8 protein-coding genes are annotated in these 6,992 nt (G+C 73.0%); 3 read left to right on the top strand and 5 right to left on the bottom strand.

What is annotated here, in order from left to right; translation table 11 throughout:
- The first annotated feature begins 90 nt into the window (after positions 1 to 90).
- Positions 91 to 999: a type IV toxin-antitoxin system AbiEi family antitoxin gene (locus tag HF519_RS28775; protein WP_169416121.1), complete on the top strand. Its 909-nt coding sequence runs from the start codon at positions 91 to 93 to the stop codon at positions 997 to 999.
- A 60-nt stretch (positions 1,000 to 1,059) separates the two neighbouring features.
- Here HF519_RS28775 and HF519_RS28770 read toward each other — a convergent pair whose 3' ends face one another.
- The 5 genes from HF519_RS28770 to HF519_RS28750 form a co-directional block, all read right to left on the bottom strand.
- Positions 1,060 to 1,749 carry a response regulator gene (locus tag HF519_RS28770; RefSeq protein ID WP_169416120.1) on the bottom strand — a complete coding sequence of 230 codons (690 nt, stop codon included), beginning with the start codon at positions 1,747 to 1,749 and terminating at the stop codon, positions 1,060 to 1,062.
- Position 1,750: 1 nt separating this feature from the next.
- Positions 1,751 to 2,950 carry a sensor histidine kinase gene (locus HF519_RS28765; protein ID WP_312860415.1) on the bottom strand — a complete coding sequence of 400 codons (1,200 nt, stop codon included), beginning with the start codon at positions 2,948 to 2,950 and terminating at the stop codon, positions 1,751 to 1,753.
- A 130-nt stretch (positions 2,951 to 3,080) separates the two neighbouring features.
- Positions 3,081 to 3,830, bottom strand: coding sequence for a phosphoglyceromutase (locus HF519_RS28760; RefSeq protein ID WP_169416122.1), 750 nt, complete (start codon positions 3,828 to 3,830; stop codon positions 3,081 to 3,083).
- Between the two features lie 44 nt (positions 3,831 to 3,874).
- A complete protein-coding gene (locus HF519_RS28755) occupies positions 3,875 to 4,450 on the bottom strand; it encodes an LpqN/LpqT family lipoprotein (protein WP_169416118.1) in 576 nt (191 codons plus the stop codon).
- 62 nt (positions 4,451 to 4,512) lie between these two features.
- Positions 4,513 to 5,037, bottom strand: coding sequence for a MarR family winged helix-turn-helix transcriptional regulator (locus HF519_RS28750; protein ID WP_169416117.1), 525 nt, complete (start codon positions 5,035 to 5,037; stop codon positions 4,513 to 4,515).
- 89 nt (positions 5,038 to 5,126) lie between these two features.
- On the opposite strand from HF519_RS28750, the gene HF519_RS28745 reads away from it, so the two are divergent.
- On the top strand, positions 5,127 to 5,636 hold the full coding sequence (locus HF519_RS28745) for a VOC family protein (RefSeq protein ID WP_169416116.1): 510 nt from the start codon (positions 5,127 to 5,129) through the stop codon (positions 5,634 to 5,636).
- Positions 5,637 to 5,766: 130 nt separating this feature from the next.
- Positions 5,767 to 6,744, top strand: coding sequence for a sensor histidine kinase (locus HF519_RS28740; protein ID WP_169416115.1), 978 nt, complete (start codon positions 5,767 to 5,769; stop codon positions 6,742 to 6,744).
- The last annotated feature ends 248 nt before the right edge of the window (positions 6,745 to 6,992 follow it).

Below are 6,992 nucleotides of genomic sequence, written 5' to 3'. Positions count from 1 at the left end.
GCGCGGGTGGTTGTCCACAATGGGCGGGGTTTGTCCACAGGTCCGCAATGGACGGGGCTGGAGGGCGGCGGGGTGCCCCACCGTCGGCGCATGCGCTCTCCCCTCCGCTACGCGGCCGCCCGCCAGCACGGCGCGTTCAGCACCCGGCAGATCCTCTCCTGTTACACGCGCGACGAGTTGCGGGCGCGGGTGCGCTCGCAGCAGTGGAAGCGCGTGTTCACCGGGTCCTACCGGCACGCCGGCAGCGAGCCGACGGCCCGGCTGCGCGTGCACGCCGCCGGGTTGAGCATCGGCCGACCGGTACCCGCCTGCCTGCACACCGCCGCGGAGCTGCTCGGGTTCGGCGTCCTGGACGACCCGGTGACCCATGTGGTCGTCGGAACGGCGCTGCCGTGCACCCGCCGGGACGAACTCTGGCCGCATCAGCTCCTGATCCGGCCGGGCGATGTGACGACGCTGCGCTGCGCGACGGCGACGACCGACGCGAACCGTACGGCCGTCGACCTCGCCCGGACCCTGCGACGGCTGGACGCCCTGCCGATCCTCGACGCCGCGCTGGCAGCAGGGGCCTGCACCCCGGAGGCGCTCGCCGCAGAGATCGAGCACCACACCGGCCTCCCCGGCGTCCGGCGGGCCCGCGCGCTCGTGGATCTGGCGGACGCCCGGGCGGAGTCGCCCCAGGAGTCCCGGATGCGTCTGCTCTGCCACGACGCCGGTCTGCCGCCACCGACGCCGCAGCTACCGGTCCGTGACGACGGGGGGCGCGTCCGGCGCTGGCTCGACCTGGGCTGGGAGGAGGCGAAGGTCGGCCTGGAGTACGACGGCGCCGACCACGACGGGGCGGCCCGGCGACGATCGGACCGGCGCCGCCAGAACTGGTTCACCGACCGGGGCTGGGACGTCTACCACGCCACCGACGCCGACGTCTTCGGCAACCCCGCACCCCTCATGGCCCAACTGGCGACAGCCCTCGCCCGCCGATCCCCCCGCTACCGCTGATCAAGGGCAGAAGGGGGCTGGCGGAGATCAACAAGGCCCCCTCTGCCCTTGATCAGCGGGTCAGGCCTCGAACTTGTAGCCGAGGCCGCGGACCGTGACGAGGTGGCGCGGCGCCGACGGGTCCGACTCGATCTTGGAGCGCAGCCGCTTCACGTGCACGTCCAGGGTCTTGGTGTCCCCGACGTAATCCGCGCCCCACACCCGGTCGATCAGCTGCCCGCGGGTCAGCACCCGGCCGACGTTGCGCAGCAGGTACTCGAGCAGGTCGAACTCCTTCAGCGGCAGGGCCACGGCCTCGCCGTTCACGTTGACCACGTGGCGCTCGACGTCCATCCGTACCGGACCGGCCTCGAGCACCCCGGCCGCGCCGTCGGGTTCCGGACCGCCCTCCCCGCCGCGGCGCAGCACCGCCCGCACCCGGGCGATCAGCTCGCGGGCGGAGTACGGCTTGGTGACGTAGTCGTCGGCCCCGAGCTCCAGACCCACCACCTTGTCGATCTCGCTGTCCCGGGCCGTCACCATGATCACCGGCACTGCCGAACGGGACCGCAGCGCCTTGCAGACGTCCGTGCCGCTCATCCCGGGCAGCATCAGGTCCAGCAGCACGATGTCGGCGCCGTTGCGGTCGAACTCCTCCAGCGCGGTCTGGCCGGTCGCGGCCACCGCGGTGGTGAAGCCCTCCTTGCGCAGCAGGAACGCCAGCGGATCGGCGAAGGACTCCTCGTCCTCGACGATCAACACCCTGGTCATCTCATCCTCCAGCTCTCCCGGCAGGCCGTGCTGCGTCGGGACGTTCGGCGGGCAGCACCCCGTCGGTGCCGGTGACGGCGTCTGCGGCGTCGCGCGCGGGCAGTCGCATCGTGAAGGTCGAACCCGTGCCCTGGCTGCTCCACAGCCGGACCTCGCCGCCGTGGTTGGCGAGCACGTGCTTGACGATTGCCAGACCCAGGCCGGTGCCGCCGGTGGCTCGGGAGCGGGCCGGGTCGACCCGGAAGAACCGCTCGAACACCCGCTTCTGGTGCTCCGGGGCGATCCCGATGCCGCGGTCGGTCACAGCGATCTCCACCATGTCGCCGTTGCGCCGCCGGGTCACCGAGACCGACGCCTCGCTCGGCGAGTAGGCGATCGCGTTCTCCACCAGGTTCGACAGCGCGGTGACGAGCAGGGTGCGGTCGCCGTCGACCTCGAGCCCGGACGGCGAGTCCACGGTGATCTCTATCCCGGCGGACTCGGCGGAGATCCGGCACCGGGCCAGCGCCTCCTGCACCACCTCGTCGACGTCCACGGCGGCCAGCTCGGGCAGCCGCTCGGCGCCGGTCAGCCGGGACAGCGCGATCAGCTCGGTGACCAGCGCGCCCAGCCGGGTGGACTCCTTGAGGATCTTGGTGGCGAACCGGTGCACCTCGACCGGGTCGTCGGCCGCGTCCAGGACGGCCTCGGCCAGCAGCCCGACCGCACCCACGGGCGTCTTGAGCTCGTGGCTGACGTTGGCCACGAAGTCGCGCCGGGTGGCCTCCAGGCGCACCGCCTCGGACGTGTCGGCCGCCTCGACCACGGTGAACCCGTCGTCCAGCGGCCAGACGTGGGCGAGCACCGCGGTCGGCTGGCGGCCGCGGTACTCCAGCGGCGACAGGTCGACCTCCTGCGGCGTGTCCGTCCGCAGCACCTGCTGACACGCCGCCCAGGCGCGGGCGTCGGGCCGGCCGTTGCGGACGACGCCGAGGTCGTCCGCCCGGGGGTTGTGCAGCACGACGTCGCCGGCCGCGTTCAGCACGACGAGGCCGGCCCCCGACGAGCGGAACACCCGTTGCAGCAGCTCCGCCATCGTCGGGCCGCGGCGGACGTCCCGGCGATGGGTGCGCACAGCTCGCCGACGGCCCACCAGGACGCCGACCACGAGGCCGAGCACTCCGGCTCCGGCCGCCAGCAGGAGGCACGCCAGCGCGGTCACGGCCGCATCGTAGGCAGCCGGGCGGGCCCCGGTGCCAGTCCGAGCGGCCGGTCGTGACGCTGCTGACCCTCCGAACCGGGACATTTCCGTCGCCGTTCACGCCCCGTTCACTCTGCGGGGCGAACCGGCGTCAGCGCCCCTGATTCGCGACGCCCTTGATCGCCTCCGCGGCGGCATCCGGATCGAGGTAGGTGCCGCCCCGGACGGTCGGGCGCAGCATGTCGTCCAGGTCGTAGCGCAGCGGGATCCCGGTCGGGATGTTGAGCTCGGCGATGTCGGCGTCGGAGATGCCGTCGAGCTGCTTGACCAGCGCGCGCAGCGAGTTCCCGTGTGCCGCGACCAGGACGGTCCGTCCGGCCTGCAGGTCGGGGACGATGGCCTCCTCCCAATACGGCACCAGGCGCTTGACGACGTCGGCGAGGCACTCGGTGCCGGGCACCGCCGCGCCGAGGTCGGCGTAGCGCGGGTCGCCGTCCTGGGCGAACTCCGAGCCGGGTTCGATGGGCGGCGGCGGGGTGTCGTAGGAGCGGCGCCAGACCTTGAACTGCTCCTCGCCGTAGGTCTCCAGGGTCTGCTTCTTGTCCTTGCCCTGCAGCGCGCCGTAGTGCCGCTCGTTGAGCCGCCAGTCCCGGCGGACCGGGATCCAGTGCCGGCCGGCGGCGTCGAGTGCCAGGTTGGCGGTGGAGATCGCGCGGCGCAGCAGCGACGTGTGCAGGACGTCGGGCAGCAGACCGGCCTCGCGGAGCAGCTCGCCGCCGCGGCGGGCCTCCCGCTCGCCGGTCTCGGAGAGCGGCACGTCCACCCAGCCGGTGAAGAGGTTCTCGGCGTTCCACACGCTCTGCCCGTGTCGCAACAGCACCAAAGTTCCCATGGCAGACAGCTTGCCAGCAGGCCCCGGGCCCGGTACCGGCCGAGCGGCAGGGGTCACGCCGGGACGGTCAGCGTGTGCAGCGAGGCGTCGAACAGCGCGCGGTAGTCGTCCCAGCGGTCGGCGAGCGCGGTGCCCGTGACGACGAACGTCGAGCCCTCGGACACGGTGAACAGCTGCAGGTTGCGCAGCGTGTATCCGGATCGGGTGAAGGTGCCGCCGAGCACGTGCGCCGGGAGCCCACCGGCCAGCGACGCCGCCTCGTCCTCCACCGGCCGGTAGGCCGTGAGGTCCGCCAGCTCCCGGCGGGCCCCGACGACGGTCGCGGCGAGGTCGGCACCGGCCGGCAGCACCACCACGTTGATGTTCGACAGGAACGGCCCCGGCGGCGCGGGATCGGGGCGGGCGTTGAGGAACACGACGGTGGTCTCCTGCCGGCCGCTGGTGTCGGGGGCCCAGCCGTGCGGGGGGACGAGGGAGAACCGGGCCCGGGCGTCGACGAACGCGGTCGCGGCCAGTCCGGCGCCACCGCCCGCCGCGGCCGCCGGTGTCCCCTCGACCGCGACCGAGCACCCGCTCAGCAGCGCGGCCAGTGCCATGACCAGCGCCAGGCCGGCCCGTGCGATCCGCATCGCCGCTCCCCCTGTCCCCCGCCGCCATCGTGGTGCGTACGGACCGCGGCGCGCCACCCCCGTCAGCCGGCGGTGGCCTCCGCGTCGGGGGCCGCCTCACAGGCTCCGGGCAGCACGACGGCGTCCGGCGCGGCGGTCAGCCGGCGCAGTGCGGCCTGGCAAATGTCGCGCAGCTGGCCGACCTGCTCCGGGTCCAGTTGGTCGAACAGGTTCTCCCGCACGCTGCGCACGTGTCCGGGGGCGGCGGCGGCCAGCGCGGCGAAGCCGGCCTCGGTGAGCTCGGCGAGCGTGCTGCGACGGTCGTCCGGGCAAGGCCGGCGCCGGACCCATCCGTTGCGCTCCAACCGGGAGACGGCGTGCGACAACCGGCTCTGCGAGCTCTGCGTGATGGCGGCGAGGTCGGTCATCCGCAGCGTGCGCCCGGGGACCTCGGAGAGCATCGCCAGGATCTGGTAGTAGGCGTGCGGCATCCCGGCGTCGCGCTGGAGTTGCCGGTCCAGCGCGGCCTCGAGCAGCGAGACGGTCGCGACGAACGACAGCCATGCGCTGCGCTCATCAGGGGTCAACCACCGGGTGTCGCCATCCACCGGATCAGACTACGGCACAAAACTTGAACTTTCATGTTTTGGTGCTACCGTGTCATTTGAAGGTTCAAATTCCTGCTCCGGGAGCCCCGATGCCAGTCCAGCGCCTCAACCACGCCGTCCTCTACGTACGCGACGTGGACCGCAGCGTCGCCTTCTACCGCGAGGCGCTCGGCTTCCGAACCAAGGCCTCCATCCCCGGGCGCGCCGCGTTCCTGCAGGCGGAGGACTCGACGAACGACCACGACCTGGGGCTGTTCGCGCTCGGCTCGGAGGCCGGACCGTCGCAGGCCGGTCGCACCACCGTCGGGCTCTACCACCTGGCGTGGGAGGTCGACACCCTCGCCGAGCTCAAGCGGATCGCCGGCGTCCTGGCCGAGCGCGGTGCACTGGTCGGCGCGTCCGACCACGGAAGCACCAAGGCGCTCTACGCCCACGACCCGGACGGCATCGAGTTCGAGGTGAGCTGGCTGGTCCCCGCCGAACTGCTGCCCGAGACCGTCGAACTCGTCACCCGACCGCTCGACCTCGACGCCGAGATCGCCCGCTACGGCGCGACGACCCGGGGTGGGATCGGGGTCTCCGTCCCGGTCGCGCGCTGACCGCGGCGCGACGCGCGCCACATTCCCGCCGTTCACACCTGGTGACGGACCGTCGACCGCTTGGACGTCGTCGTGTCACGGAGCGGGGAGGTAGCGTCGTCGGCGCTACTACCGAAAGCGACGAGCATCGATGACATCCCTCATCAAGGGTGCCCCGGTCGTGAGTGGAGCCACGACCGCGCCGGGGTCCGGTCCACTGCAGCACTACGCGTTCTTCTACCGCGACGACGAGGGCTACCGGGACAGCGTGGTGGACTTCGTCCGCGGCGGCCTCGAGTCGGATGAGCCGGTGCTCGTGGCGGTGCCCGGCCCGAATCTCGAGTTGGTCCGTGCCGGGTTGGGCCAGGACGCCCGGCGGATCCGCCTCGCCGACATGGGCCTGGCCGGGCGCAACCCCGGCCGGATCATCGGCGGGGTGCTCAGCGCCTTCGTCGACGAGCACCGGGGCCGCCGGGTGCGCATCGTCGGCGAACCGATCTGGGCCGGTCGCACCGACGAAGAGTACCCGGCCTGCGCCGAGCACGAGGCATTGATCAACGTGGCGCTCGGCGCCGCACCCGCGGCGATCCTGTGCCCGTACGACGCCGCCCGGCTGGAGCCCGCCGTGCTCACGGACGCGACCCGCACCCATCCCGTGCTGGCCGAGGGCACGCAGCAGTGGCCCAGCCCCGCCTACACCGACCCGGGCGCGGTCGCGGCGTCCTTCGACCGGCCGCTCTCCGAACCTCCCGACGACGCCGACATGCTCGTCGTCGATCCCCGCACCGGCCCGCGGGCGGCCCGCCGGCTCGTGTACGGCGTCGCCGAGCGGGCGGGCATGGCGCCGGCCCGCATCACGGACCTGCTGCGCGCGGTGCAGGAGCTCGCGGTCAACACGATCGCGCACGCCGGCGGGGCCGGGCTGCTGATCGTCTGGCAAACCGACTCCGAGGTGCGGTGCCAGCTCCAGGACGGTGGCCGGATCAGCGATCCGCTGGCCGGGCGCCTCCCGCCGGAGCCGCCCGACGTCGAGCACGGGCTGTGGCTGGTCCACCAGACCGTCGATCTCGTGCGGATCCACCGGCGTTCCGACGACACCACCGTCCGCGTCCACATGCGGATCAGCTGAGCCTCCTGCCGCCACGATCACCGGGGCCGTGGGTCCGCAGGAGTCGGGCACCACGACGTTGCATCCCCGGCGCCTGGATGGTGCACTGATGTCATGTCCGCCGTCGCGTCCTCGCAGCACCACGCGTTCTGCGTGTGTCTGCTCGCGATGGACCAGCTCTCGGTGGACGACCGGCGCTGTCGTCCGGCGTCGCCGCGTCGCTGACCCTCGACCGGGTCCCGAGGTGGCATGCCGCCGCCCCGCCCGCC

This window comes from Pseudonocardia bannensis (genome assembly GCF_012911875.1).
Lineage (GTDB): Bacteria > Actinomycetota > Actinomycetes > Mycobacteriales > Pseudonocardiaceae > Pseudonocardia > Pseudonocardia bannensis.
The sequence above is the reverse complement of the archived record's forward strand: the minus strand, read 5'-3'. Positions and strand labels throughout refer to the sequence as shown.